Source organism: Mucilaginibacter sp. GW821-FHT07H05, from assembly GCF_059418485.1.
In genome coordinates this window covers 400,462-424,543 of sequence record NZ_JBWKPY010000005.1, presented here as the reverse complement: position 1 = coordinate 424,543, position 24,082 = coordinate 400,462, and the positions used below count along the sequence as shown (strand labels likewise).

At 42.0% G+C, this 24,082-nt stretch carries 38 protein-coding genes; 2 read left to right on the top strand and 36 right to left on the bottom strand.

Going from position 1 to position 24,082, the window contains the following annotated elements; all coding sequences use genetic code 11:
• Positions 1–118 precede the first annotated feature (118 nt).
• A complete protein-coding gene (locus tag AC07M6_RS15980; protein WP_494891087.1) occupies positions 119–799 on the bottom strand; it encodes a peptidase associated/transthyretin-like domain-containing protein in 681 nt (226 codons plus the stop codon).
• Between the two features lie 88 nt (positions 800–887).
• On the opposite strand from AC07M6_RS15980, the gene AC07M6_RS15975 reads away from it, so the two are divergent.
• Positions 888–1,319, top strand: coding sequence for a GNAT family N-acetyltransferase (locus AC07M6_RS15975; protein ID WP_494891086.1), 432 nt, complete (start codon positions 888–890; stop codon positions 1,317–1,319).
• A gap of 193 nt (positions 1,320–1,512) precedes the next feature.
• Here the strand turns inward: AC07M6_RS15975 and rplQ are convergent, their stop codons facing one another.
• The 30 genes from rplQ to AC07M6_RS15825 all read right to left on the bottom strand — a co-directional run bounded on the left by rplQ (position 1,513) and on the right by AC07M6_RS15825 (position 18,591).
• Complete coding sequence (gene rplQ, locus AC07M6_RS15970) at positions 1,513–2,118, bottom strand: 50S ribosomal protein L17 (protein WP_494891084.1); 606 nt, start codon at positions 2,116–2,118, stop codon at positions 1,513–1,515.
• Positions 2,119–2,313: 195 nt separating this feature from the next.
• Positions 2,314–3,306, bottom strand: a complete 993-nt coding sequence (locus AC07M6_RS15965; protein ID WP_494891082.1) for a DNA-directed RNA polymerase subunit alpha — start codon at positions 3,304–3,306, stop codon at positions 2,314–2,316.
• A 177-nt stretch (positions 3,307–3,483) separates the two neighbouring features.
• On the bottom strand, positions 3,484–4,092 hold the full coding sequence (gene rpsD, locus AC07M6_RS15960; RefSeq protein ID WP_494891080.1) for a 30S ribosomal protein S4: 609 nt from the start codon (positions 4,090–4,092) through the stop codon (positions 3,484–3,486).
• A gap of 67 nt (positions 4,093–4,159) precedes the next feature.
• Positions 4,160–4,549, bottom strand: a complete 390-nt coding sequence (rpsK, locus tag AC07M6_RS15955; RefSeq protein ID WP_494891078.1) for a 30S ribosomal protein S11 — start codon at positions 4,547–4,549, stop codon at positions 4,160–4,162.
• 130 nt (positions 4,550–4,679) lie between these two features.
• Entirely contained in the window at positions 4,680–5,057 is a 378-nt protein-coding gene (gene rpsM / locus AC07M6_RS15950) for a 30S ribosomal protein S13 (RefSeq protein ID WP_494891076.1), read from the bottom strand.
• 75 nt (positions 5,058–5,132) lie between these two features.
• Entirely contained in the window at positions 5,133–5,249 is a 117-nt protein-coding gene (gene ykgO, locus AC07M6_RS15945; protein WP_022833269.1) for a type B 50S ribosomal protein L36, read from the bottom strand.
• A 13-nt stretch (positions 5,250–5,262) separates the two neighbouring features.
• Positions 5,263–5,481 carry a translation initiation factor IF-1 gene (gene infA / locus AC07M6_RS15940; RefSeq protein ID WP_100342660.1) on the bottom strand — a complete coding sequence of 73 codons (219 nt, stop codon included), beginning with the start codon at positions 5,479–5,481 and terminating at the stop codon, positions 5,263–5,265.
• Between the two features lie 207 nt (positions 5,482–5,688).
• Positions 5,689–6,471 (bottom strand): type I methionyl aminopeptidase, encoded by a 783-nt coding sequence (map, locus tag AC07M6_RS15935; protein WP_494891072.1) that lies wholly within the window; start codon positions 6,469–6,471, stop codon positions 5,689–5,691.
• Positions 6,472–6,486: 15 nt separating this feature from the next.
• Entirely contained in the window at positions 6,487–7,836 is a 1,350-nt protein-coding gene (gene secY, locus AC07M6_RS15930) for a preprotein translocase subunit SecY (protein ID WP_494891070.1), read from the bottom strand.
• Between the two features lie 6 nt (positions 7,837–7,842).
• Complete coding sequence (gene rplO / locus AC07M6_RS15925; RefSeq protein WP_494891068.1) at positions 7,843–8,289, bottom strand: 50S ribosomal protein L15; 447 nt, start codon at positions 8,287–8,289, stop codon at positions 7,843–7,845.
• Positions 8,290–8,293: 4 nt separating this feature from the next.
• Positions 8,294–8,473, bottom strand: coding sequence for a 50S ribosomal protein L30 (gene rpmD, locus AC07M6_RS15920; RefSeq protein ID WP_494891066.1), 180 nt, complete (start codon positions 8,471–8,473; stop codon positions 8,294–8,296).
• A 6-nt stretch (positions 8,474–8,479) separates the two neighbouring features.
• Positions 8,480–8,998, bottom strand: coding sequence for a 30S ribosomal protein S5 (rpsE, locus tag AC07M6_RS15915; protein ID WP_194107129.1), 519 nt, complete (start codon positions 8,996–8,998; stop codon positions 8,480–8,482).
• A gap of 12 nt (positions 8,999–9,010) precedes the next feature.
• The gene (gene rplR / locus AC07M6_RS15910; RefSeq protein ID WP_494891064.1) at positions 9,011–9,361 is read right to left on the bottom strand and encodes a 50S ribosomal protein L18; all 351 of its coding nucleotides are present in this window, start codon (positions 9,359–9,361) and stop codon (positions 9,011–9,013) included.
• Positions 9,362–9,366: 5 nt separating this feature from the next.
• Positions 9,367–9,924: a 50S ribosomal protein L6 gene (gene rplF / locus AC07M6_RS15905; protein WP_494891062.1), complete on the bottom strand. Its 558-nt coding sequence runs from the start codon at positions 9,922–9,924 to the stop codon at positions 9,367–9,369.
• A gap of 23 nt (positions 9,925–9,947) precedes the next feature.
• Positions 9,948–10,346: a 30S ribosomal protein S8 gene (rpsH, locus tag AC07M6_RS15900; protein ID WP_494891060.1), complete on the bottom strand. Its 399-nt coding sequence runs from the start codon at positions 10,344–10,346 to the stop codon at positions 9,948–9,950.
• Between the two features lie 230 nt (positions 10,347–10,576).
• Positions 10,577–10,846, bottom strand: a complete 270-nt coding sequence (rpsN, locus tag AC07M6_RS15895) for a 30S ribosomal protein S14 (RefSeq protein WP_494891058.1) — start codon at positions 10,844–10,846, stop codon at positions 10,577–10,579.
• Entirely contained in the window at positions 10,839–11,402 is a 564-nt protein-coding gene (gene rplE, locus AC07M6_RS15890; protein ID WP_494891056.1) for a 50S ribosomal protein L5, read from the bottom strand. Before rplE ends, rpsN begins: the two co-directional genes overlap by 8 nt.
• Complete coding sequence (gene rplX, locus AC07M6_RS15885; protein ID WP_494891054.1) at positions 11,402–11,743, bottom strand: 50S ribosomal protein L24; 342 nt, start codon at positions 11,741–11,743, stop codon at positions 11,402–11,404. Before rplX ends, rplE begins: the two co-directional genes overlap by 1 nt.
• A gap of 1 nt (position 11,744) precedes the next feature.
• Positions 11,745–12,113 (bottom strand): 50S ribosomal protein L14, encoded by a 369-nt coding sequence (rplN, locus tag AC07M6_RS15880; RefSeq protein WP_073405786.1) that lies wholly within the window; start codon positions 12,111–12,113, stop codon positions 11,745–11,747.
• Between the two features lies 1 nt (position 12,114).
• Positions 12,115–12,372 (bottom strand): 30S ribosomal protein S17, encoded by a 258-nt coding sequence (rpsQ, locus tag AC07M6_RS15875; RefSeq protein ID WP_494891051.1) that lies wholly within the window; start codon positions 12,370–12,372, stop codon positions 12,115–12,117.
• A gap of 10 nt (positions 12,373–12,382) precedes the next feature.
• Positions 12,383–12,592 carry a 50S ribosomal protein L29 gene (gene rpmC / locus AC07M6_RS15870; protein WP_494891049.1) on the bottom strand — a complete coding sequence of 70 codons (210 nt, stop codon included), beginning with the start codon at positions 12,590–12,592 and terminating at the stop codon, positions 12,383–12,385.
• A gap of 132 nt (positions 12,593–12,724) precedes the next feature.
• Positions 12,725–13,147, bottom strand: a complete 423-nt coding sequence (gene rplP, locus AC07M6_RS15865) for a 50S ribosomal protein L16 (RefSeq protein ID WP_494891047.1) — start codon at positions 13,145–13,147, stop codon at positions 12,725–12,727.
• Positions 13,148–13,200: 53 nt separating this feature from the next.
• Positions 13,201–14,085 carry a 30S ribosomal protein S3 gene (rpsC, locus tag AC07M6_RS15860; protein WP_494891045.1) on the bottom strand — a complete coding sequence of 295 codons (885 nt, stop codon included), beginning with the start codon at positions 14,083–14,085 and terminating at the stop codon, positions 13,201–13,203.
• A gap of 6 nt (positions 14,086–14,091) precedes the next feature.
• The gene (gene rplV / locus AC07M6_RS15855; RefSeq protein WP_494891043.1) at positions 14,092–14,520 is read right to left on the bottom strand and encodes a 50S ribosomal protein L22; all 429 of its coding nucleotides are present in this window, start codon (positions 14,518–14,520) and stop codon (positions 14,092–14,094) included.
• A gap of 6 nt (positions 14,521–14,526) precedes the next feature.
• A complete protein-coding gene (rpsS, locus tag AC07M6_RS15850) occupies positions 14,527–14,793 on the bottom strand; it encodes a 30S ribosomal protein S19 (RefSeq protein ID WP_194107141.1) in 267 nt (88 codons plus the stop codon).
• Entirely contained in the window at positions 14,793–15,617 is an 825-nt protein-coding gene (gene rplB / locus AC07M6_RS15845; protein ID WP_494891041.1) for a 50S ribosomal protein L2, read from the bottom strand. The genes rpsS and rplB overlap by 1 nt, the downstream gene beginning before the upstream one ends.
• A gap of 8 nt (positions 15,618–15,625) precedes the next feature.
• A complete protein-coding gene (rplW, locus tag AC07M6_RS15840) occupies positions 15,626–15,916 on the bottom strand; it encodes a 50S ribosomal protein L23 (protein WP_194107143.1) in 291 nt (96 codons plus the stop codon).
• Between the two features lie 2 nt (positions 15,917–15,918).
• Positions 15,919–16,551, bottom strand: a complete 633-nt coding sequence (gene rplD / locus AC07M6_RS15835) for a 50S ribosomal protein L4 (RefSeq protein ID WP_494891038.1) — start codon at positions 16,549–16,551, stop codon at positions 15,919–15,921.
• Between the two features lies 1 nt (position 16,552).
• Positions 16,553–17,170 carry a 50S ribosomal protein L3 gene (gene rplC / locus AC07M6_RS15830; RefSeq protein WP_494891036.1) on the bottom strand — a complete coding sequence of 206 codons (618 nt, stop codon included), beginning with the start codon at positions 17,168–17,170 and terminating at the stop codon, positions 16,553–16,555.
• Positions 17,171–17,403: 233 nt separating this feature from the next.
• Complete coding sequence (locus AC07M6_RS15825) at positions 17,404–18,591, bottom strand: hypothetical protein (protein WP_494891034.1); 1,188 nt, start codon at positions 18,589–18,591, stop codon at positions 17,404–17,406.
• A 118-nt stretch (positions 18,592–18,709) separates the two neighbouring features.
• On the opposite strand from AC07M6_RS15825, the gene AC07M6_RS15820 reads away from it, so the two are divergent.
• A complete protein-coding gene (locus AC07M6_RS15820; RefSeq protein WP_494891032.1) occupies positions 18,710–19,102 on the top strand; it encodes an acyl-CoA thioesterase in 393 nt (130 codons plus the stop codon).
• A 96-nt stretch (positions 19,103–19,198) separates the two neighbouring features.
• Here AC07M6_RS15820 and AC07M6_RS15815 read toward each other — a convergent pair whose 3' ends face one another.
• The 5 genes from AC07M6_RS15815 to AC07M6_RS15795 form a co-directional block, all read right to left on the bottom strand.
• Positions 19,199–20,098: a glycosyltransferase family protein gene (locus AC07M6_RS15815; RefSeq protein WP_494891030.1), complete on the bottom strand. Its 900-nt coding sequence runs from the start codon at positions 20,096–20,098 to the stop codon at positions 19,199–19,201.
• A 56-nt stretch (positions 20,099–20,154) separates the two neighbouring features.
• Positions 20,155–20,964, bottom strand: a complete 810-nt coding sequence (locus AC07M6_RS15810) for a methyltransferase domain-containing protein (RefSeq protein ID WP_494891028.1) — start codon at positions 20,962–20,964, stop codon at positions 20,155–20,157.
• Between the two features lie 38 nt (positions 20,965–21,002).
• Entirely contained in the window at positions 21,003–21,650 is a 648-nt protein-coding gene (locus AC07M6_RS15805; protein ID WP_494891026.1) for an FkbM family methyltransferase, read from the bottom strand.
• Entirely contained in the window at positions 21,647–22,963 is a 1,317-nt protein-coding gene (locus AC07M6_RS15800; RefSeq protein WP_494891024.1) for a flippase, read from the bottom strand. The genes AC07M6_RS15805 and AC07M6_RS15800 overlap by 4 nt, the downstream gene beginning before the upstream one ends.
• Positions 22,964–23,049: 86 nt before the next feature.
• The gene (locus AC07M6_RS15795; RefSeq protein ID WP_494891022.1) at positions 23,050–24,039 is read right to left on the bottom strand and encodes a LamG-like jellyroll fold domain-containing protein; all 990 of its coding nucleotides are present in this window, start codon (positions 24,037–24,039) and stop codon (positions 23,050–23,052) included.
• Positions 24,040–24,082 lie beyond the last annotated feature (43 nt).

Sequence of the window (24,082 nt, the reverse complement as noted above, 5' to 3'; positions counted from 1 at the left end):
TTGCGAGCGATAGCGCGGCAATCCCATAGGACAAACAGTGAGTACCTACCTATGGGATTGCCACGTCGCCCCATCTCATAGCCTCACCCTTCGCTCCTCGCAATGACAACTTTTTTATTTACGGCGTCAACTCCTGTACCTTCCTTTTTTCAGGCGGCAAGGCCCTCCATTTTTTATACGAATCGTTTATATACACGGCCAGCGAGGGGCCGTTATTATTCATTACATAAGCATAGGTTGGGCGGTAGAGTGTCATAAAGTCTTCCAGATCGCGGCCACGCAACGGAACCAGGCTGCTTACATATACACGACTGAATACCGAATCGATATGGCGTTCCTGCTCTTCCCGGGCGAAATAACGTTTTAATCGACGTGCATTTTTACCCTCGCGGCTGAACCAGGTACTGGGTGACATGACATACACCTTGCTTTTGCGGTAAACATCGGCATATTCAACCCGTGGGTTAAAAGGCAGCCGGTTTGATGATATATTTACCTGGTTCAAAGTAATACCCTGTACCAACAATTTAACCCGTTTTGGATCCATATCTGTTATATATAACGTATCGGATACATATCCCGGCGACGAAAATATTAAGGTATGCCCCGGTTGGGTTGCAATTACAAAGTTCCCTTTTTTGTCGGTTAGCGTAACTGATTTACTATTGATATCCCTGATAAAAACATTAGAGATACGCTCCGTACTCCCCGATTCGATAACCGATCCTTTTAAAGTTTGCGCATACAGCGGCCTTATGGCAAATAGCAGGATAACAAGGACAAAATATTTCGCTTTCATGGCAACAAGTTACATACTAACAACCTGCTTAATTGCATATTGGTTTTACATTTAACATTTTTGCAGTGTTATTTAACTAATTCCTGACATGGCGATTGCAGATATAGAGCAAATTACCCCCGAACTTACCTGGCAGCTGCGCCGTGATGTACTTTATCCAGGCGAATACAAACATGATATGGGCATGCCCGAAGATGAACACGGCACCCATTTCGGGGCATTTTATGAGGGGAAACTGGTGGGTGTGGTTTCGCTTTTTCACCAGGGTAGTGATTTCCAGTTCCGCAAATTCGCTATTGATCCAACGGTCCAAAAAATGGGGATCGGCAAACAACTACTCCAATATATAACCGATGAGGCTGCCAATAAGGGCGCTACCCGCCTATGGTGCAACGCGCGTACCACGGCTACCGGCTTTTATGCTCAAGCAGGATTTACCCAAACGGGCGGGAGGTTCAGCAAAAATGGTTTTGAGTATATTATTATGGAAAAATCCATCCAACAAAAAACCGGCGCCTAATAAATTAAGCGCCGGTCCCAAACTAACTAAACGTTCATTAAATTAAAGAATTACTCACCGGCAAAGGAACAGGTAACATATCAATTGAATGTTAAGCGATTAATAAGTTTCACAATACACACAAAGCTTTGTAAACAAAAACGCCCTGCTCAAATAGAACAGGGCGTTTTCTTTATGCTTAAAGCAGAATTAATTATTCTCCTTTTTCAGCGTTTTCTTCGTTAGCAGCTGGTGCTTCAGGAGTTTCTTCAACAGCCGGTGCAGCTTTTTCTGCAACAGGGGTTTCAGCAACTGGTGTTGCTACTGTTTCTTCCTTAACTTCAGCAACTAGTTCGGCTTTAACTTCAGCAGCAGGAGCGGCTTCGGTAGCTTTGCCTTTACCACCACGACGGCGGGTTGATTTTTTAGCAACTGCAGCGCCACCATCCTTAGTGTAAACTGTGTTGTAATCTACCAATTCAATCATGGCCATTTCCGCGTTATCACCTAAACGGTTTTCCATTTTGATGATACGGGTATAACCACCCGGACGGCTTGCTACTTTTTCAGCTATTTCGCGGAACAGGATGCTGGTTGCATCTTTATCCTGCAGGTAGCTAAATACAGTACGGCGTGAGTGGGTAGTGTCTGATTTTGATTTAGTGATCAGGGGCTCAACATAAACGCGCAGCGCTTTTGCTTTTGCCAATGTAGTAGTGATACGCTTGTGCAGTATCAGTGAAGTAGCCATGTTACTCAACATCGCCTTACGGTGACTGTCGGTACGGCCTAAATGGTTAACTTTTTTTCCGTGTCTCATTGTATTGTTGTTTGTGGCACGTGCATACCGTTGGGCGGCTTTTCAGTCGAGCCCGCGGAATTACGCGTATTTTAGTGATTAGTTAATTAGAGGTTAAAGATCAGTCACTATTCTTACTCAAACCCATTTTTCTTATCAAATAAGAAGAGGTTAGATATTAGCCTAATTAACTAATCTCTAACCTCTACTCACTAATTATTCTTCGTCTAACTTAAATTTAGACAGGTTCATGCCAAAAGATAATCCTTTTGATTTAACCAGGTCCTGAATTTCAGTCAGTGATTTTTTACCAAAGTTCCTGAATTTTAACATATCAGCAACATCGTACGAAACCAGATCGGCCAGGCTGCGGATGTCTGCTGCTTTTAAGCAGTTCAGCGCACGTACAGACAGGTCAAGGTCAACCAGTTCGGTTTTCAGGATCTTGCGCATGTGCAGGATCTCTTCGTCAACTTCCTTAGTTTCTTCTTTAGCCTGTGCTTCCAGCATCATGTTCTCATCGCTGAACAGCATAAAGTGCTGGATCAGGATCTTAGCAGCTTCTTTCAGCGCATCCTCAGGATGGATCGAGCCATCAGTAGCAATATCCAATACTAATTTTTCATAGTCGGTTTTTTGCTCAACACGATAGTTCTCAATCGTATATTTTACGTTCTTGATCGGGGTGTAGATCGAATCGATAGCGATAACGCCTACAGCAACGTCAGGGTTTTTATTTTCCTCGCTGGCAATGTAACCACGGCCTTTGTTAACCGTAAGTTCAATTTCAAGCGTTACCGATGAATCCATGTTACAGATCACCAGGTCGGGATTTAAAACGGTAAAGTTGTTCGAGAATTTGGTGATATCACCAGCCTTGAAACTATCCTGGCCATTGATGATCACAAATACTTTTTCGCTGTCGCCTGATTCGCCTGTTTTTTTCAAACGAACCTGTTTCAGGTTCAGGATGATCTCGGTAACGTCTTCAACAACACCTTTGATGGTTGAAAACTCATGCGTAACACCTGAAAAACGAACAGAAGTGATCGCATAACCTTCAAGCGATGAAAGTAAGATACGACGTAAAGCATTACCAATAGTTACACCGAAGCCTGGTTCTAACGGACGAAATTCAAACGTGCCCTCAAAGTCGGTCGACTTCTGCATGATAACCTTGTCTGGTTTTTGAAATGCTAATATTGCCATTTATATCCTTGTTAATTGTTTGCTTGTTAATAGATTTGAGATGTGAGATGTGAGATATGAGACTTTTGTCTTTTAAATCGCATCTAATCTAAAACCCTGTTTATTTTCCTTAGTCATGAAACTGAAAAATGAGATTTGATCTAATCTCAAATCTCATGTCTCAAATCTCATATCTTATTATTTAGAGTACAACTCGACGATCAGGTTTTCCTTGATGTTTTCTGGGATCTCATCGCGGTTTGGATAACTCAGCAATTTACCTGTTAAGGTATTTGCATCCCATTCAAACCAGTTATACTTGCTAACCCTGCGGCCTGCAACTGATGCAGTGATAGCCTCTAAGGTTTTTGATTTTTCGCGTACTGCAATCACGTCACCAGGTTTAACGGTGTATGAAGCAATGTTCACTACTTCGCCGTTAACAGTGATGTGTTTGTGGCCAACCAGCTGGCGTGCACCAGAACGGGTTGGGGCAATCCCTAACCGGTAAACAACGTTATCTAAACGTGCTTCCAGGAATTTTAATAAGTTCTCGCCAGTGATGCCTTCTTTAGCAGAAGCACGGTGAAACAGGTTTTCGAACTGACGCTCTAATACACCGTAAGTGTATTTAACCTTTTGTTTCTCTTTCAACTGTACAGAGTACTCTGACTCTTTTCCTCTCCTCTTAGAGGGACCGTGCATGCCGGGAGGATAGTTTTTTCTTTCCAGCGCTTTATCCGGACCGAAGATCGGCTCGCGGAATTTACGCGCAATTTTTGATTTTGGACCTGTGTATCTTGCCATTGTTATGTGCTTTTAAAGTATCAAACGGCCCGCAGCCGCTGAATCTTAGCTTTAAAAATTTAGTTAATTAAACTCTTCTCCTTTTTGCAGGACGACAGCCGTTGTGTGGCAGTGGGGTAATGTCCTTAATAGTGGTAACCTCGATACCTGCAGTTTGCAAGGTACGGATAGCCGACTCGCGACCTGATCCAGGGCCTTTTACAAACACTTCAACTTTACGTAAGCCCAGATCGTATGCAGCTTTACCGCAATCTGATGCTGCCTGACCGGCTGCATAAGGGGTGTTCTTTTTAGAACCTTTGAAACCCATTTTACCGGCAGATGACCATGATATAGCCTGGCCGCTGTTATTGGTCAGGGTGATGATGATGTTGTTAAAGGTAGCGTTAATGTGTGCCTGACCTACAGACTCGACAACTACAACACGCTTTTTGGTTACTTTTTTAGCTTTAGCCATTTTCTTTTAAATGATTGAGTTATGAATTATTGAGTTATTGATTAACCCGGACCCATAACTATTAATTTGTATTGTATATTCCTAATGAAAGTGAGCAAAGAACTAATCTCTACTCACCTATCACTAATCACTATTTAGTAGCTTTCTTTTTGTTAGCAACTGTTTTACGTTTTCCTTTACGGGTACGTGAGTTGTTTTTAGTACGCTGACCACGTAATGGTAAACCTTTACGGTGACGGGTACCACGATAGCAACCAATATCCATTAAACGTTTAATGTTCAACTGTACTTCAGAACGCAGTGCGCCTTCAACTTTGATACGATCGTTAATGATAGTACGGATGGCAGTTAATTGCTCATCTGTCCAATCCTGTACTTTAGTATTGAAATCAATACCTGCTTCAGTTAAAATTCCCTGAGCAGTAGTGTGGCCTATACCGTAAATGTATGTTAAGCCAATCTCACCTCTTTTATTCTTTGGTAAATCAATACCTGCTATCCTTGCCATATGCCTGTTTTTGTTTTTTTAAGTAAACGACCGAACGGCGGCTACCGTTGTACGAATCGTAAACAATATCTTTAATTATCCCTGACGCTGTTTAAACTTCGGATTCTTTTTGTTGATCACGTAAAGTTTACCGTTACGACGAATGATTTTGCAATCGGCGCTGCGTTTTTTAATGGATGCTCTAACTTTCATCTCGTTTTATATATTATTTATACCTGTAGGTTATTCTGCCTTTTGTTAAATCGTATGGGCTCATTTCCAGCTTCACTTTATCACCAGGTAAAATTTTGATGTAGTGCATCCGCATTTTGCCTGATATGTGCGCTATAATTTCGTGCCCATTTTCCAATTCAACCCTAAACATAGCATTTGATAATGCTTCTCTAATTGTACCGTCTTGCTCAATTGAGGACTGTTTAGCCATATTTTTCTTTTAGATTTGAGATGTTAGATATGAGTATTGAGATTTTCTCCAACCCACACCAAAAACCTGCTTCTTTATCTTTTTCTTGTAAGATATATGATTTAAGACAGGGTCTCACGTCTCAAATCTCACATCTATTGTCTGTTACACCTAATTATCCGCCTCCCAAAGCGGGACGCAAAATTAAATAAAATAATTTAAATTAATTTATTTTTCTTTCAAAATTTCATCAATATATGAAAAAGTTGAAAGTATGTCCACTTTGCCCTTTTTTACAGCTACCGTATGCTCATAATGTGCCGATGGTTTCCCATCTACGGTTGATACTGTCCAGCCGTCGTCCCAGAATTTTACTCCTGCCCTGCCGGCGTTTATCATAGGTTCAATGGCAATTACCATTCCTTCTTCCAGTTTGATGCCGCTTCCGCGTTTACCGTAGTTGGGTACTTCAGGCTTTTCGTGCAGACGTAAACCTACCCCGTGGCCAACCAATTCCTTTACTACGCCAAAACCATTCTTTTCGGCATGTTCCTGTACAGCATAACCAATATCACCGATACGCATGCCTACTACCGCTTTTTCTACTCCCTTCGCCAGGCACTCTTTAGTTACCTGCATCAGTTTTTTAGCCGTATCGCTTACCTCGCCAATGGCAAAGGTATAGGCCGAGTCGCCATAGTATTTATTCAGTATGGCACCGCAATCAACCGATACCAGGTCGCCTTCCTTCAAAGCATACGTTCCCGGGAAGCCATGTACTACCTGGTCATTCAAGGAGATGCACAATGAGTAAGGGAAACCGCTGTAGTTTAAAAATGCAGGGATCCCTCCGTTGTCACGGATAAAGGTTTCTGCAAGTTTATTCAGTTCAATTGTTTTAACACCGGGCGCAATTACCTTGGCAATTTCGCCCAGTGTTTTTGAAACCAGCAAAGAACTTTCTCTTATCAGTTCTATCTCTTCGACAGACTTATAATGGATCTTTGGCATAGTTAATTATGTCTATTAGATAGCGGGCGGGGTAGTACCGGCTGCAGTTGGTACTGCGGTACGGCCTTTTATCCTCCCGGTTTTCATTAAACCATCGTAATGACGCATCAACAGATGGCTTTCTATTTGTTGCAAAGTATCTAATACCACACCAACCAAAATGATTAATGAAGTACCGCCAAAAAAGCGGGCAAACTGGCTGTTAACATGCACCATGCTGGCAAATGCCGGTATAATAGCCACAATAGCCAGGAATATTGAACCCGGTAAAGTGATTTTTGATATTACACCATCAATAAAGCTGGATGTTGCCTGCCCTGGTTTAACACCGGGGATAAAGCCACCGTTCTTCTTCATATCATCGGCCATTTGGTTAGGGTTAACCGTAATAGCTGTATAAAAGAAAGTAAACAGGATGATCAATATCGCAAACAACAAATTATGCTGCCATGAAGTGGCGTTTGATAGATTGATCACAATGCTGCTCGAAGCTATCTTAGGGAAAAACGATCCGATAGTTGCAGGGATAAACATTAATGCCTGGGCAAAAATGATAGGCATAACGCCTGCTGCAGTAACTTTTAACGGGATGTACTGACGCACGCCACCGTATTGTTTGTTACCTACTATACGTTTAGCATACTGCACGGCAATTTTGCGTACACCCTGAACAATCAGGATGGTAAACATTACCACCAGCATTAAAGCCACCATTTCCACAATAAATACGATCGGGCCACCGCCACCGCTAATCACTCTCGACTTAAACTCTTCGACAATTGCACCAGGTAACGAAGCAATGATACCTACCATGATGATCAGCGATATACCATTACCAATACCTTTATCGGTGATCTTTTCGCCCAGCCACATTACAAATAATGTACCCGCGGTTAAAGCAGCAGTAGTTACCAAAGTAAACACAAACTGATCAGCGATCAGGTGCGCGTTAGACGGGATCTGTGAACGTACATAACCAACTGCCTGTGCGGCGGTAATAAAAATGGTTAGGTAACGGGTCCACTGGTTTAGCTTGTTGCGGCCGCTTTCGCCTTCCTTTTGCATTTTGGTGAAATAAGGCACAGCAATACCCAATAACTGCACCACAATGGATGCGGAGATATACGGCATTACACCTAAAGCAAAAATGGATGCCCGCGAGAATGAACCGCCGGCAAACATATTTAATAAGCCTAATAAACCTTCTTTACCCTGTTGACTGTTCAGCACATTCGCGTCTACACCTGGCAGCACTACGTATGAACCTATACGGTATATTAAAAGAAATAAGAGTGTGTTAGTAATACGCACTCTTAAATCCTCAATTTTCCAGATATTGGATAATGTTGTGAAAAATTTCTTCATCGAAATTTACAGTTTTACAATTGAACCGCCGGCTGCTTCAATAGCTTTTTGTGCAGTAGCAGAAAACGCGTGTGCCTTAACTTCTAATTTAGCTGTCAGTTCGCCACGGCCCAATACTTTAACCAGGTCGTTTCTTGAAGCCAAACCGTGCTCTTTCATTACCTCAAAATCAATTGCGGCAAGTTTGTAAGTGTCTGCCAAAATTTGCAGGGCATCCAGGTTTAAGCTAACGTACTCAACACGGTTAGGGTTTTTAAAGCCCACCTTAGGTACACGGCGTTGTAATGGCATCTGGCCACCTTCAAAACCTACCTTTGTGCTGGTACCAGAGCGCGAACCTGCGCCTTTATGGCCACGGGTTGATGTACCGCCACGGCCAGAACCTGTACCACGGCCTATTCTTTTTCTATTTTTAGTAGAACCTTCTGCAGGTTTTAAATTACTTAAATTCATAATATTAAATATTTTCTACTGCTACCAAATGATTTACTTTACGCACCATACCAATAATAGCAGGTGTAGCTTCAACCTCAACACTTTGGTTTATTTTTTTTAAACCTAATGCTTCTACGGTTCTTTTCTGGCGCTCACTTCTATCGATCACGCTTTTAATCTGGGTTATTTTGATTTTTGCCATGACTGATTATCCGTTAAATACTTTACCTAAATTAATACCGCGCTGTTGTGCTACTGTATAAGCATCGCGCATTTGCGATAAGGCCGATACAGTTGCTTTAACCACGTTGTGCGGGTTTGATGATCCTTTTGATTTAGCTAATACGTTGTGCACACCGGCCGATTCTAACACGGCACGCATTGCACCACCGGCAATAACACCGGTACCGTTTGCAGCTGGTTTGATAAACACAAAACCGCCCGAAAACTTACCATATTGCTCGTGAGGTACCGTACCGTTAATAATAGGCACTTTTACCAGGTTCTTTTTAGCATCATCAACACCTTTGGCAATTGCCTCGGTTACTTCTTTTGCTTTACCTAAACCGTAACCAACTACACCATTCTCATCGCCCACTACCACAATGGCACTGAAGCTAAAAGTACGGCCGCCCTTGGTTACTTTGGCAACACGCTGTATGCTTACCAAGCGGTCTTTTAATTCGATCTCGCTTGTTTTTACTCTTTTTACGTTGATTGTTGACATCTTCTGTTCCGTTTAAAAAATTAAACCACCTTCACGTGCACCTTCAGCCAGTGATTTAACACGGCCATGATATAAGTAACCATTACGGTCAAAAACTACGGCAGTTATACCTGCGGCGATAGCTTTTTGAGCAACCATTTTGCCAACGGCAACTGATTGATCTGACTTGGTACCATCAGCTGCAAAATCTTTTGATAAAGATGATGTTGATACTAATGTTTTACCGGTTACATCGTCAATGATCTGGGCGTAAATACCTTTGTTGCTCCTGTACACTGATAAGCGCGGGCGCTCGGCTGATCCTGAAACACGTTTCCGGATGCCTTTTTTTATTCTGTCTCTTCTTGATAGTTTAGCTGCCATGACGATTATTTTTTAGATGCTGATTTACCTGCTTTTCTTCTTAACACTTCGCCAACAAACTTGATACCTTTACCTTTGTAAGGCTCTGGTGTACGTAACGAGCGTATTTTTGCCGCTACTTGTCCAATCAGTTGTTTGTCGATTGATTCAAGGATGATAGTTGGGTTTTTACCCTTATCAGCAGTGGTGGTAACTTTAATTTCGGTTGGTAATTCAAACACATAGTGGTGAGAGTAACCCAACACTAAATCTAATGTATTACCAGTATTAGTAGCACGGTAACCTACACCAACTAATTCTTGCTGTATTTTGTAACCGTCGGTTACGCCAACTACCATGTTATTTAATAACGCGCGGTATAAACCATGCAGCGCTTTATGACGTTTTTGCTCGGAAGGACGTTGAACCACTAACTGGCCGTCTTCCTGTGCAATAGTGATATCGCTATCAACTGCTTGCTGCAACTCTCCTTTGGGGCCTTTAACGGTAACCAGGTTATCGCCTGATACAGTTACAGTAACGCCTGCGGGGATTGCTATAGGTGCTTTTCCTACTCTTGACATTGCTTAATTCCTCCTCTTAACTATTAATAAACGTAGCACAAAACTTCGCCACCTATGTTTTGCTGACGTGCTTCTTTGTCAGACATAACACCTTTTGATGTGGAAACGATAGCGATTCCTAAACCATTTAATACACGTGGCATGGTATCCGCGCCTGCGTATTTCCTCAAACCTGGTTTACTGATACGCGATATGCTGCGAATAGCCGGGATTTTAGTGATCGGGTGGTACTTCAAAGCAACTTTGATGATGCCTTGAGGGCCATTATCCTCAAATTTAAAATTGGCAATGTAACCTTTGTCGAAAAGCACCTTAGTGATTTCCTTCTTCAGATTTGATGCAGGAATTTCAACAACCCTATGGTTGGCTTTAATAGCATTCCTTACTCGTGTAAGATAATCTGCGATTGGATCTGTATTCATTTTTATTGTTTATGATAGTGGTTTCCTTCCCGTAACATCCGGGGCGACCTTCTATCGGTTCGTATTCGTTTTTAAATTTCGAGCCGCAAAGGTACAAAAAAATTCAAAATATACTACTGCATATCTTGAATACCTTCCACTCGTTTATTGAGGTAAAAGGTGAAAGGCTAAAGGTCAAAGATTTTCATATCAAACCTTTCGCCTTTTACCTTTCACCTTTACGCCTTATATTACCAGCTTGCTTTCTTCACTCCCGGGATTTTACCGGCCAGTGCCATCTCGCGGAAAGTTACCCTCGAGATACCGAACTGACGCATATAACCGCGTGGGCGGCCGGTCAGTTTGCAACGGTTGTGCAATTTCACTGGTGATGCAGCCTTAGGCAATTTGTCTAAACCTTCATAATCACCGGCTGCTTTAAGTGCTGCTCTTTTCTCAGCATATTGTGCAACCAACTTAGCGCGTTTTACTTCACGTGCTTTTACGCCTTCTTTAGCCATTGTTATTTTGATTTTTAAATGGTAAACCAAATTGTTTAAGCAACTCTAATGCTTCAACATCATTTTTTGCCGATGTTACAAAGGTAATATCCATACCCATGATCTTGTTGATCTTGTCAATGTTGATCTCGGGGAAAATGATTTGCTCGGTAACGCCTAATGTATAGTTGCCACGGCCGTCAAAACCTTTATCGTTGATGCCTTTAAAATCGCGGATACGCGGCAGGGCAACAGAGATCAGACGATCCAAAAACTCATACATGGTATTGTCTCTTAAAGTAACGCGTACGCCAACCGGCATATTTTTACGTAACTTAAAGTTTGAGATATCTTTTTTAGATTTTGAAGATACAGCTTGCTGACCGGTAATGGTGCTCAGTTCGCTGATACTTACATCAATCAGTTTTTTATCAGTTGTAGCAGCACCAACACCCTGGTTGATGGCAATTTTTTCCAGTTTCGGAACCTGCATTACGCTTTTGTACTGAAATTTATCTTTCAGCGCGGTACGGATCTCTTCCGAATACTTTGTTTTTAATCTTGGTACGTAAGTCATTACTTAATTTCCTCCCCTGATTTTTTTGCTACCCTTACTAATTTACCTGCATCGTTCTTTTTACGGCCAACGCGGGTTGTTGCGCCTGTTTTTGGATCAACCAAAGCCAGGTTTGAGATATGTATAGCGGCTTCCTGCTTAACAATGCCACCGTTAGGGTTAGCAGCGTTAGGTTTGGTATGTTTTGATACCATGTTGGCACCTTCAACAATAGCCCTGTTTTTAGCTATAATAATTTCAACTATTTTGCCTTGTGTACCTTTAGAGTCGCCGGCAATTACCTTAACCAGATCACCTTTTTTGATCTTTAGTTTGGCAGATACTTCTATTTTCTTTTTCATATTATAATACCTCCGGAGCTAATGATACAATTTTCATGAATTGTTTTTCACGCAATTCCCTGGCTACCGGGCCGAAGATACGGGTACCCCTTGGCTCGTCCTGGTTGTTTAACAAAACGGCTGCGTTATCGTCAAAACGGATGTAAGAACCATCTTTACGACGAATTTCTTTCTTAGTCCTAACCACTACGGCTTTAGATACTGTACCTTTTTTAACGTTGCCTGATGGCAATGCGCTTTTTACGGTAACTACAATCTTATCGCCTATTGAGGCATACCTTTTACCGGTACCACCCAAAACACGGATCACCAGCACTTCTTTAGCGCCACTGTTGTCGGCTACATTCAGCCTTGATTCCTGTTGTACCATCTTATTTAGCCCTCTCTAAAATTTGAACCAATCTCCAATTTTTGCTTTTGCTCAACGGGCGAGTTTCCATAATTAATACGGTATCGCCAATACCACAGGTATTAGTTTCGTCATGTGCCATAAACTTGGTAGTCTTCTTTACGAATTTACCATAGATCGGGTGTTTTACTTTACGTTCAACGGCTACAACGATAGATTTTTCCATCTTGTTGCTTACTACCAGGCCGGTACGGGTTTTTCTTAAATTTCTTTCTTCCATGTCCTTCGGCTTATTTGGTTTCAACTGCTGGCGCCGCTTTGCGCTTGGTTAATTCGGTATTTAAACGAGCGATGTCCTTACGTACTTTAGTGATACGGGTAGGGTTCTCAATAGCCGATACCGCGTGGGCGAATTTCAGCTTATTCAGATTCTTCTTTTCCTCGCCAATTCGCGCTGTCAACTCCTCAGTTGAAAGCTCTTGGATTTCTGAGTTTTTCATTTTTTAACTTTTTGTTTGCTGTAAATTGTGAGCTGTAAGCCAACTTAAGCTCACAACTTTTCAACTTACAATGTTTAATGATCACTACAGGTATTCAATTTTATGTTGTTTACCACCTGTAGCTACCAGGGTTTATGCTTCGGCGTAATCCTTACGAACTACAAACCTTGTTTGTACCGGCAATTTTTGCGCGGCCAGGCGAAGTGCTTCTTTTGCCACATCTAATGGCACACCTTCTGCCTCAAAAATGATCCTTCCGGGGCGTACTACCGCTACCCAATATTCCGGAGCACCTTTACCTTTACCCATACGTACTTCGGCTGGTTTTTTGGTTACAGGCTTGTCAGGGAAAATCCTGATCCAAACTTGTCCTTCACGTTTCATGAAACGTGTTACAGCGATACGCGCAGCCTCGATCTGACGGCTGGTGATCCAGGCCGGCTCGAGTGATTTTATACCGAAAGATCCGAAAGACAGTTCAGCACCACGACTGGCGTTACCCTTCATCTTGCCTTTTTGCATCTTTCTGAACTTCGTTCTTTTTGGCTGTAGCATTTTTTTAAGCTTTTATATTCTAACGATGTCTATCTCGACTTTGATTCTGTTAATTATCTTCTGCCACCCTGGCCACCGCCACGGTTGCCGCTGCCTTGTCCGCCACGGTTTGCACCGCCGCCCTGACCAGGACCACGATTACCACCAGCGCCCGGACCGCCACGACGATCGCCACCCGGACCACCACGACGATCTCCGCCACGGTCATTACCGCCGCGACCGCCACGGTCACCAAATGCTGCTGCGCCTTCCGGCCTGCCGCCTTTACCGCTTGCGCTGCTTGCTGCGCCAATGTTTGGCGATAAGTCGCGTTTGCCGTAAACTTCACCTTTACAGATCCACACTTTAACACCTATTTTACCGTAGGTAGTTAAGGCTTCAGCCAAAGCGTAGTCGATATCGGCACGGAAAGTGTGCAATGGGATACGTCCCTCTTTGTACTGCTCTGTACGGGCCATTTCGGCACCACCTAAGCGGCCTGATGTCATTACCTTGATACCTTCGGCACCCATTCTCATGGTTGAAGCGATGGTAGTTTTCATGGCACGACGGAAAGAGATACGGGCTTCCAGTTGTTTTGCAATGCTTTCGCCTACTAACTGAGCATCAAGCTCAGGGCGTTTGATCTCGAAGATGTTGATTTGAACGTCCTTTTTAGTCAGTTTCTTTAACTCTTCTTTGATCTTATCTACTTCCTGACCGCCTTTACCGATAACGATACCCGGACGGGCAGTATGTATAGTAATTGTAATACGTTTTAAAGTACGTTCGATAACCACTTTAGATACACCGCCTTTTGAAATACGGGCCGAGATGTACTTGCGGATCTTTTCGTCTTCAACTAATTTGTCGGCATAGTGATTTCCACCGAACCAGTTAGAATCCCATCCTCTGATGATGCCTAACCTATTACCTATTGGATGTGCTTTTTGTCCCATTTCAAATTAATTGTTAACGTTTTTACTATCCACAATAAGGGTGATGTGATTGGAGCGTTTGCGGATACGGTATCCCCTTCCTTGTGGTGCAGGGCGTAACCTTTTCAGCTGACGGCCACCGCCTACTGATACTTCGCTTACTATTAAAGCGCTGTCTTCAACACGTTTACCTTCATTTTTTGCTTCCCAGTTTTTAATTGCCGACAGCAATAATTTTTCAACGCGGATAGCCGCTTCCTTATTAAGGAACTTTAAGATGTATAACGCTTTCTCAACGCCTTCGCCACGGATCAAATCCACTACCAAACGCATTTTGCGCGGTGATGTTGGACAGTTCTGTAACTTGGCAACAGAAGCGCCGCCTACCTGGGCTTTCGCCGCTTCCTTGCGTTGTCTGATTAATACAGACTTTTTAATTTTTGTTGTTGCTTCCATTGCCTGTTATTTTTTCTTTTCTGCGTGACCACGGAAGGTACGGGTTGGTGCAAATTCACCTAACTTATGTCCTACCATGTTTTCTGTTACGTACACGGGTATAAACTTGTTGCCGTTGTGCACTGCAAATGTATGACCCACGAAATCAGGAGAGATCATGGAACGGCGTGACCATGTTTTTACAACCGATTTTTTATTTGATTCATTCAGGGTAAGTACTTTCTTATCCAGGTTATGATCAATATAAGGTCCTTTTTTAATTGAACGAGCCATTATTTCTTCCTTCTTTCAATGATGTAACGATCTGATCCTTTTTTCTTATCGCGGGTTTTAAAGCCTTTAGCCAGTAAACCTTTGCGTGAGCGCGGGTGACCACCTGAAGCACGGCCCTCGCCACCACCCATAGGGTGATCTACCGGGTTCATTGCTACACCACGTACACGTGGACGACGGCCTAACCAGCGCTTGCGGCCGGCTTTACCCAACACCTCGTTTGCTTTTTCGGCATTTGAAACTGTACCGATAGTAGCTAAACAAGTAGCTAAGATCATACGGGTTTCGCCTGAAGGCAATTTGATGATCGCGTATTTACCATCACGCGCAGAAAGCTGCGCGTAAGTACCTGCCGAGCGTGCCATGATGGCGCCCTGGCCCGGGTTTAATTCGATATTGTGAATTAACGAACCCAGTGGTATGCTTTTTAATGGTAAAGTGTTACCAACTTCTGGCGCTACTGCATCGCCTGATAATACTGTTTGGCCTACGGTTAAACCTGTAGGTGCAATCATGTATCTTTTCTCGCCATCGGCGTATACTAATAAAGCAATACGTGCCGAACGGTTTGGATCATACTCAATTGTAGCAACCTTTGCAGGGATGTCAAATTTGTTACGTTTAAAATCAATCAAACGATATGACTTTTTATGACCACCACCCATGTTGCGCATGGTCATTTTACCGCTATTGTTACGACCGCCTGACTTTTTGATAGATACTACTAACGTTTTTTCAGGAACGTTGGTGGTAACGTCAGAGTAATCGGCACCTACCCGGAAGCGGGTGCCCGGGGTAACCGGTTTAAATCTTTTAACTGCCATCTCCCTTTTTATAAATTGTTATAAAAATCAATTGTTTCACCGTCTTTCAACGTAATCACTGCTTTTTTGTAAGTAGCGATACGGCCGGTTACTACACCTGCCTTGGTTGAACGACTTTTTAATTTGCCGGCATATTTCATTGTATTTACGGCAACTACTGTTACACCATACATTTCTTCTACTGCGGCTTTAATCTGTATTTTGTTCGCCCTGTGATCAACCTTGAAAACAAAGCGGTTAAGTTTCTCAGTTAACTGAGCTACTTTTTCGGTAAGTAAGGGTTTTGTTAATACTTGCATAATTACTTAGCGAATGCTTCCTCCAAAGTTTTAACAGCACCTGTAGTAAGTAATAGTTTACCAGCGTTTAACACATCGTAAGTGTTTAGCTGCTCAACCGAGATTACTTTAGTTTTCTTCAGGTTCCTGCTTGATAAATACACATTGTTATTTTCGGCACCGGCAATTACTAATAATGTTTTATCATTAGTAACATTCAGGTCAGCTTCCATTTTAATGTAGTTTTTAGTTTTGATGCTATCAAAGCTAAAATCCTCTAATACTAAAATGCTGTTATCCTGAGCTTTGTAGGTTAAAGCCGACTTACGAGCCAGTGATTTTAACTTTTTGTTCAGTTTAAAGCTGTAATCGCGCGGCTGCGGACCGAATACACGGCCACCACCATTAAATAATGGTGATTTTACACTACCGGCACGGGCACCGCCTGTACCTTTTTGTTTATATAATTTGCGGGTTGAACCTGCAATTTCGTTACGCTGTTTTGCTTTATGCGTACCCTGGCGTTGATTAGCTAAAAATTGCTTAACATCCAGATAGATAGCATGATCATTAGGCTCGATAGCGAAGATCGATTCAGGAAGCTGCACCTTGGCACCTGTTTCTTTACCTGAAACATTTAATACTTTAACTTCCATCTTATTTATCCACTATAACGTATGAACCCTTAGCTCCTGGTATGGAACCTTTAACTACTAACAGGTTTTGCTCAGCAAATACTTTCACTACTTCAAGGTTTTGAACCTTTACACGTACATTACCTGTTTGGCCAGCCATGCGCATTCCTTTGAATACACGTGAAGGCCATGATGATGCTCCCAATGAACCCGGCGCACGTAAACGGTTATGCTGACCGTGGGTTTGCATACCCACACCACTAAAACCGTGACGTTTTACCACACCCTGAAAGCCTTTACCTTTTGATGTACCGGCCACATCCACAAAATCGCCAACTGCAAAAATATCAACAGCAACAGTGTCGCCTAATGATTTTTCTTCGTCGAATGATTTAAATTCAACCAGCTTACGTTTTGGCGTAGTGCCGGCTTTAGTGAAATGACCTTTTAAAGGGGCTGTAGTGTGTTTGTCCTTTGCTTCACCATATGCAAGCTGAACAGCTGCATATCCGTCTGTTTCTACAGACTTAACGTGGGTTACCACGCAAGGGCCAGCTTCGATTACGGTACATGGGATGTTCTTCCCTGTCTCGTCGAATATGCTGGTCATACCTACTTTTTTACCAATTAATCCTGACATTTTCTTTATTTGTTTGTTGTCCATCGAAGCAGTAGGGCCTCGTTCAAGACATATTATCCCCCGTTAAGGGACGGCAAAGATAGCAACTTTAGATTAATTGTCAAATAGTTAGCAAGTTATTTTTTCATAAATATTTGAGGGGTGATTTTGGGTGATATCTACAAGGATTGATTGCAGGAATTGCCCAAATAGCACATTAAATTGGTTTTAGGTGGTAAAGCCGGGGAATATGATTAATCAGCTATTGGTTCATCTGGTTCGGGTAATTTCTTTTTGGCTGCCCTCTTCCTCGTCTTCGGCTCTGTTCGCGGTTTAATAAGAAACAGAATAATAGAAAAAAATATTGTGCCTACACTAAAGGAACCAAACATCCAGGCTAATTTATTACCATTACGTTGCGAAAATGGTTCATCTATAGCTTCAAGTACCGGCAAATCAAAATCAACAATATCATTACCTAAGTTAATCGCCTCTTTATAATTCCGATAATCGTAATTGTCAGATAGCCGCTGCAGATAAACAAAACGATCAAACTTCTTTTCCCGAAATTCTTTTTCAGATTGCTTTAAGAAAATCTGATAGTATTTCTTTTTTTCATCTATTGATAACGAATTACTAATGGAACTTTGAGATTTAAATGCCAGCCACGCTGATGGGTATATTTTAAAAGGGGGGAGTTTCCAACTATCTTTTAATTTAAACCCCTTTGTAAGTACCAATACCGCTCCGTATTTTCCCGTATCGCCATATCTGGGCATAACAAGTGTTGGGTTTAAATAACGCATAATGTTTATGGAATCAGCCGGTAATTTTTTAAGTACCTGCATGGTAGATACTTTGTTATTTAGTATTACCATAGCTTTAGCGTTACTATCCCTTATCCTGCTAATTAACATCGTATCCGGAAAAAGATGATCAAAAACAGGAATACTGGCGTAGATTGAAATTTCAAAAGTACTTTTACCTTTTCCCGTTACAGCAAAAACAGGTTTAACGTGCACAAATCTTTTTCCAATATAATATTGCTTAACTGTGTAATACCTGGTTGCGGGCAAATGTATTATTTCACTCATCCGGTTTAACCGGGTTAACTTACCTGTTGCTGTAACCAAATAAGATTGAGCAAACATAATTGGCAGTGTCATGGTCAACCAAGTAATTATAAGTAAACCCATCACCAGATTATTATCCCTAACACTGTTAAGCTTAAGCAGCTTTATACGTGGCCCTATCCAAATTAAAATTGGCCCCCACGATAGTACTGCGGGAAGAATAAGATTAACATAAATATCCTCAACATTAAAAACCTGAAGTTTAATAAGCAGCAACCAATTTAAAAATGTGTAAATAATAGCTGTGCTTACCGAAACAACTATCAAAGGCATAATTATTAATTTCCATTTGGTGGTAAATTGATTCATGAAAGGCAATTTGTTGCGTTAGCTAAATTAACTTCAATTAGCAGAAATGCAAATAACGCTAAGCAATAGTTGTCAAATAACTATCTTACTTACTTTTACCGATTATACCAAGACACTCATGAATTTCTACACACGTAAATGGGTTAAACCCGAAGACCTGAATGCCCACGGCACTTTATTTGGCGGCAGGATATTAAGCTGGATAGATGAAGAGGCTGCTATATATACCATTATACAATTAGGCACCAACGGTTGCGTAACCAAGTACATGTCCGAAATCAACTTTATCAGTTCGGCTAAGCAGGGCGATATTATTGAGCTGGGTATTAAAGCCATCCACTTTGGCCATACCTCGTTAACCCTTACCTGCCAGGTGCGTAACAAGATCAGTCAGCGTGTGATCCTAACCGTAGATAAAATTGTATTTGTAAGTGTGGATGAAAACGGTAAACCTGTGGCACACGGCAAAACCGAGATCCATTACACCGATGAGCGGCTGCGGGAGGATTGATTAATGTGCAAATATGCAGATGTGTGTATGTGCAAATGATTGATATTCTAATTACAACTGATCATCTGCATATCTGCATATACGCACATCTGCACATTATTTAATCTTCTGTCGCACAAACCTCACCACCCTTTGCCAGATACTCCCCTTACGGTGACGCAGGAAATGTTTAATGGACTGATAAGCCTGCGGGTTCTCCACTATCTCATCAGGAAACTGTGTAATAGGTTGCTGTGCAATGGGTACCTGGTACATCTGTTCGTTATTGGAGTGTATACCCGATCCATCGTTCCCGATGTTTTGGATCAACGAGCGTGATGGATGCAGCGCCTGTCCGCCTTTTAAAAATATAGAAGCATACCAGCGTATGGCCCACGAATCGTTTTTGCCCGCTTTAAAGCCCAGCATCTGCTTCCAGAAGTTCATCGTGCCTTCTATCGAAAAACGATTGATCTTTTGCTGGTCAAACTGCGCCATCAGCACATCAATATCAGGTTCAAAGTTTTTCCAGGCGCGTGCCCAGGTGGCCCAGCCCCAGCTGGTAGCCGCGCGAAACACAAAAGTTTGCGGCAAGGTTTTATCCTTTAACGGGTACATATAAGCGCCAATATGCATCAGCTTTTCATTGTTTGCATAGCGGCTTAAGGCCTCGTTAAAATACTGCAGGGTAAAGGGCGATGACAGCAAATCGTCTTCAAAAACAATCACCTTGCCGTATTCATTCACCAAACGGGTAACCCCGTCAATTACCGAGCGGGCCAGGCCCATGTTTTCTTTACGCTCGGTTATCTTTACCGATTTAAAGCCTGATACCTCTTTGATCAACTGCCGCACCTCATCTACCTTATCCTTATCGGCCGCTGTTTTTGCCGCATCCGAAAATATAAACAAGCGGGATTCATCGGCCAGTACATTTTTTTGCAGATAGGTCAATGTGCGGCGCGTATGATCGGGCCGGTTATAAACAAATAAGGCTATTGGTGCCAGGCTTTGCATTATATGCGGTTAGCTATAAAAGGTTTGTGTTGATAAACGGTATACTAATGGCTTTATTATGGTTTCTTCACCACATAAAATACACTTTGCGGGGCAATGCGTTCCAGTTTTTTAGTGGCATGATAATGCAGATTACCGCTTAGTGCTTTAGAGAACCATTTATCAAACCAAATATAAGCCGGATAAGTATAAACAGGCCGCTTAAAAAGCTTACTCCAGCCCCTTTGAAAAAAAGCGGTCATGCTGAAGCAAAGCGCCTCGTTAACAATTTCGGCATTCAGTTCTTTAAATGTCTGGCGGAAAAGGTTTAAAGGAATCCCCCGCTCGTTACGGGTAAGCCCTTTGCGTGGCTGGCGCCAATCGCCCATAGAAATTACAGGTTCACGGATGAGTAAGTATCCCCCCGGCTTGGTAACGCGATACAGCTCTTTTAATACAAACAGCGCATTAGGAATATGGTGCAGCGTACCGAAGCAGGTAATCAGATCAAAAAAATTATCGGGGTAAGTAATCACCCCGTCAACGGTGGGTTTGGTATAAATAGGTTTTAAATGCGCGATCTTGTCCGACAGTAAGTTATCCGACGGCTCGATCATGTGGAGGTTATCGATACGATCTATCACCGGATAAAACTCGTGCCCCCAGGCTGCGCCCATACCCATGGCATTTTCAAAACGTTTATTGGCCGGCAGATAGCTAAAACCGTGCAGGGTATTTAGCGGATGATAACCGTAGGAGTAGTTTTCTTCGTCCTTACTGCCCAAATCAGCGTAAGCTTCAGTTTCTTCATTATACCATTGCTGGATCTGCTCTTTGGTAAAATCATCCCCATATAAAACCTTGCCCGAAAAATATTTATCTGTCATTTAAATCAATATCAAAATGCAAATATAACCATTGCAAATTATATGCTAAGGCAATTATCGGCCCTGTAAAATACCGATGTTGCCTTATTGTAGAATAAGCCCGGAGATATCCCGCTAAACGATAATTGCTTAAAGCCTTTATCTTTTAAAAAAGCCACCGCATCAACGTAAAACTCTCTTTCCGAATCGTCCAGTACAATTACGCCGGCCGGCGTCAATGCCTCTATAGCTTGCTTGCAGCAGTTTACGCGGTCGCGGCCGTCAACAATAACGATGTCAAATTTAGTATTTAGCGTTAACGGTACGCGGCAGTAGTCGCCGTCGGTTTTAAGTTCGGTCAGTATCATGTCCGAGTTTTCGGGCTTGGCATTTACAATTTTGTTATACCACTGCTCATCATGCTCAACCGATACCACTTTACCTGCATATTTGGCATAAAAGAAGGTGGAGTTGCCTGACCCAAACTCAAAAACAGTATGTTGTTTGTTAAGTCGCTCCTTAATAAAATCAATAAATGAGTAAGTAACCCAGGGTATTGGATTGCCGTGCCTATCGACAGGCGAACCGCCTTCCAGCGCGCTAAACCAGCCTATTTCCTTTAAATATCCCTTTTTGTTAAACGACAATATGGAACGTAACCTTGCCGGCTTAGCCAGCAATTCAATAATAGATGATAAATTACTCAACGCTTGGTGTTTTTTTGAAAAAGTGAAAATAGGAATAATGATTTTAACATCATAATGGCCTGGTTACTTACCTTAGGTATAAAAATTAAAAACATGGTTGAACTGGCATAAGCCGCCAACGTTGCAATAGCCGCACCCATCATGCCAATTTTGGGTATCAACAGCAAGTTTAATACAATATTTACAATAGCCCCAAAACCGGTACGGATAAAAGTAAGCTTATTATACCCCTCGGCTATCAAATATTGTGTACTGGCCACCCCTAAAAATACAAACACGCCTGCCCATATATGTACTGATAAAACAGGTGCAGCATAAGCATACTCGGTTTTATAGAGTTTATATATGATATGTGATGTAAATGTAATGACCAATGCTAACGACACGCTGATATAGGTCATTAAATCGTACAAATGCTGTATCCGTTTTTTGTACCGTTCAGGATCGTCTCTTTTGGCGTTTAATATGGCCGGAAACAACGAAGCCACAATAACCGACGGGAAAAAATACCAGGCTTCGCTTAAACTAACCACTGTTGCATAAGCACCCTGCTCTTTAGCCCCCATCATTTGCAGTAACATTATTTGGTCTATCTTCATATAAACCGATACCATAATACCCGAAATAATTAACGGCCATGAATAAGAAAGTAGCCTTTTACCCAATTCATAATTAAACGACCAGTTAAAAACACTTAGTTTCCTTGACTGGTAGGCGATAAAATATCCCGCTGAATACAATACAACATCAAGCAGGCCGGCATACACAAACCACTGGATAGGCTGATGCAGATAAATAAGGATAAATTTAATTACAGAAGATATGACGATCCCTATAATTTGCACCTGCATAATGTATTTTGATTTTACCTCAGACTGGAAATAGGAATCAATTACGTTAAATGCCTGCACAATGCCAATAAATGAAAGTACAAATATATAGTGGTACGTTAGATCCTTAAGCGGATAAATATAAAACGCTATAATGATGATAGGGAGGCAGATGATACCAGCCATCACCTTCAACCAAAAAGCTGTACCTAAAATAGTATCGCGCTTTTGCGGCTCGCTATGCAATTCCTTTACAACATATAAGTCTACACCCAGCGAGGCTATGGACGAGAAGAAGAAAACATAGGTTAAACAGCCCGTTAACACGCCATTATCATACCTGCCCAGGTAATTGGCTATTTTAATGTTCACCAACATTTTTATCAGCAGGCTGCCCACCTTGCCAAACAGCATCATACCCGTATTTTTAAAATACTTTTCAAATGCTTGCTGATCGAAGCCGGGGATATTGGGGATACGCATACAGGCCGTAAAGGTATAAAAAAACAAAAGAGCCCCGATATACAGGGCTCTTAATCTTTTTTACAGCTAATTGTTGGGATTAGCTTTTAGTTACTTGCCGCATATAGCTGCAGTATTTGGCTGGTACTTAATGCCTTGCCGTACATGCGCATATCATCAAGTGCGCCTTGTAAATAATATCCGTTTGCCGGGATGCTTGGATTATCCTTACCAATATACATTAGTGTGCTTATGGTACCGTTTGGCGATTGGAAATTAGTAGTAACCCTATCCAGCACACCATTTACATAAATGCTTAATTGCTTGGTTGATAGTTTATATACGCAGGTAACCATATACCAATTATTAAAGTTAAGCACTTTAGCGCCGAAAGCATTTACACTGGTACCGCCCGGGCCGAACACAATAGTGCCGACAGGGCTTTGGGTATAACCTCCCACAATCATGCTCCAGCCGTTATCGTTATCGGTAACGCGTTTATCCCAAATGCTCGATCCGTAGAAAACGTTATAGGTATCCAGCTTAACCCAGGCATTCAGGGTAAAGTCGGTGTTATTTAAGCGCAGCGATTGCTTATCAGGCACGGTGATATAGCTTGTGGTGCCGTTAAAATAATAAGCGCTGTTAGCTTTATTAAAGCGGTTTGCAGTAGCTGTAACATTGTAAAGCGTACCGTTGTTGCCATTACCCGATAGGTCGTCAGGGCTGTTATCAAACGGATAATAAGCTATCAGGTTCATTTTTAAACTATCAATGACCGACACCATACAACTGATAGATATGGTGCTTTTTTGATTGCTGACGGTCACTTTAGAAAGCCCCATTTTTTTGGCGCTCAACAAACCGGTATTGCTGATGGATAACACCGAGGTATCGGCCGATTTCCAAACCAGTAAAGTTTTATCGTAAGTTGAAGGGGTAATGGTTAATGGCACCTGTAAGGTTGTGCCTACATTAAGCTTCAGCGTATCCTGGCCAATGTATATCGATTTAAGCGTATCCCCGGTCTCTTCCTTTTTAAGGCACGAAGTTAAGCTGATAATTGCGAGTAAATAAAGGAGTAGGTTTTTCTTCACGGGGTGTTATTTTATTTTTCCAATAAATTTAAAATTAATTCTT